Origin of the sequence: Dietzia maris (assembly GCF_014144855.1) — a bacterium.
Lineage (GTDB): Bacteria > Actinomycetota > Actinomycetes > Mycobacteriales > Mycobacteriaceae > Dietzia > Dietzia kunjamensis.
On record NZ_JAALDN010000070.1, the window covers coordinates 1 to 2205 of the forward strand.

2 protein-coding genes and 1 pseudogene are annotated in these 2205 nt (G+C 70.0%); 2 read left to right on the forward strand and 1 reads right to left on the reverse strand.

Features of this window, described 5'->3' with window-relative positions; genetic code table 11:
* Positions 1-125: 125 nt before the first annotated feature.
* The gene (locus G6024_RS02690) at positions 126-986 is read right to left on the reverse strand and encodes a DUF3109 family protein (RefSeq protein ID WP_159147904.1); all 861 of its coding nucleotides are present in this window, start codon (positions 984-986) and stop codon (positions 126-128) included.
* A gap of 33 nt (positions 987-1019) precedes the next feature.
* Here G6024_RS02690 and G6024_RS02695 point away from each other — a divergent pair, with 33 nt between their 5' ends.
* Positions 1020-1967, forward strand: a complete 948-nt coding sequence (locus G6024_RS02695; protein WP_172815755.1) for a Ppx/GppA family phosphatase — start codon at positions 1020-1022, stop codon at positions 1965-1967.
* A 2-nt stretch (positions 1968-1969) separates the two neighbouring features.
* Positions 1970-2205 (forward strand): annotated as a pseudogene (locus G6024_RS02700) (hypothetical protein); the annotation flags it as partial.

Sequence of the window (2205 nt, forward strand, 5' to 3'; positions counted from 1 at the left end):
AAAGCCGCTTGACATCCATAGGAGCATCCGCCCCCGCTGGAAATCCGCTACCCTCCGTCCGGATCCGCTACCCCTACACGGGTAGCGGATCCGGACGGAGGGTAGCGGATTCCGGACTTTCCCGGTCAGGTCTCGCTGGCTCGTTCGGTCTGCGCCCGCTCGGTCGCCGGGTGCACGGCCACGATCCCGAGCTGCCGCCGACGCCGGCACGCCGCGGCGAGCACCTCGTAGCACTGCGCGCCCAGGAGCTCGACGAGTTCGTCGTGCAGGGAGATGTAGACGGGGTCGACGCCGACGTGAGCCTCGGGCGAGCCTGTGCAGTACCAGTCGAGGTCCAGCCCGCCCGGGCCCCAGCCGCGGCGGTCGTACTCGCCGACGCGGGTGTGGAGGATTTCCACCTCGTCGGGACGGGTCTCCCATTCGCGGGTCACGTGGATCGGCAGCTGCCAACACACGTCCGGCTTGGACTCGGGCAGGCTCCGCCCCGTCCGCCCGGCCAAGTGGTGCAGGGCGCAGCCCGACCCGGTCGGCCATCCGACGTCGTTGAAGAATACGCACCTCCCGCCCAGGCGGCGCGTCCTGAGAGCGGGCTCCATCTCGCCGTCGTCGCCGGTCAGTTCGTCCTCCTCCAGCCACGCCTCCTGCGCGGCCCCTTCCGCCGTCGCGGCGGCGTGGGCGGCCTCGCGGTGCTGCCATTCCTCCGGACGCAGCAGGGCGACGTTGGCCTCGAGCCGCTGCCGGTCGGAGTCGTCGGAGAGGAAGGCGCCGTGCGTGCAGCAGCCGGAGTCGGGCTGGTCGCGGTCGATGCCGTGGCAGGCGGGCGTGCCGAAGACGCACGTCCACGACGACAGCAGCCAGGTCATGTCGGCGGAGATCAGATGTTCGTCATTCGCGGGGTCGGGGAACGTGTACCACTCCCGCGGGAAGTCGAGGGGGACCTCGGGCTGAGGGGCGCCCGGGGTCGGGGGGCGTTCGGTGGCGGTCACAACCTGCGACCGTAGACCGTTTAGGGTGGTCGTGTGAGATTAGGTGTCCTGGACGTGGGAAGTAACACGGTCCACTTCGTGGTGGTCGATGCCCACCGGGGTGGTCATCCCACGCCCATGAACGATTCCAAGACCCGGCTACGCCTGATCGAGTACCTGGACGACGACAACAACATCTCCAAGACGGGCATCGCCCGGCTCATCGACGCGGTCAACGAGGCCGCCGAGCTCGCCGAGGCGACCAAGTGCCGCGAGGTCATGGCGCTGGCCACCTCCGCCGTGCGCGACGCGGCCAACTCGGACGACGTGTTGGCCAAGGTGGAGAAGGAGACCGGCATCGAGCTGCGGGTGCTCTCCGGTGAGGACGAGGCGCGCATGACGTTCCTCGCCGCGCGTCGGTGGTACGGCTGGAGCGCGGGGCGGATCATCAACCTCGACATCGGTGGTGGGTCGTTGGAAATGACCCACGGGGAGGACGAGCTGCCCGAGCAGGCGTTCAGTCTGCAGCTGGGCGCCGGCCGGCTCACCCACGACTGGTTCAAGACCGACCCGCCGGAGCGCAAGCGCATCAACCAGCTGCGTGACTACATCGACGCCGAGCTCGACGGGCCGGCCCGGGAACTCCGGGCGGCCGGTGAGCCCGACCTCGCGTGCGCCACCTCCAAGACGTTCCGTATGTTGGCCCGGCTCACGGGTGCGGCGCCGTCGTCGGAGGGCCCGCGCGTGGAGCGGGTCCTCACGGCCGCCGGTCTGCGGCAGGTGATCGCGTTTATCTCCCGCATGACGGCCGCCGACAGGGCAGAGTTGGAGGGCATCAGCTCCGACCGCTCGCATCAGGTGGTGGCGGGAGCGCTGGTGGCGGAGGCGTCCATGCGTGCGTTGGGTCTGGAAAGTGTGAAAATCTGTCCGTGGGCTCTGCGAGAGGGGCTCATCCTGCAGCGTCTCGACCGGGACGTGGGCGGCGACGGGAAGGGGAGCTGACGATGGCCGAGGATTCAGACGGTCAGCAGATCACCGTGGCGGAGTTGCTCAAGCGCATGGGCGCGGAGCAGCAGGACGCCCCGGCCGGGCGTCGGCGTCGCCGGGCCGACGAGGGCGGCGGACTCAACGTCTCCGAGCTCACCGGTGAGATCCCCAAGATCACCGACGACACCGTGCTCAGTGGTCGCGCGGCGCGGCGTCGGGCGCGGGAGGCCGAAGAGGCCGCGGCCGCCGGTGG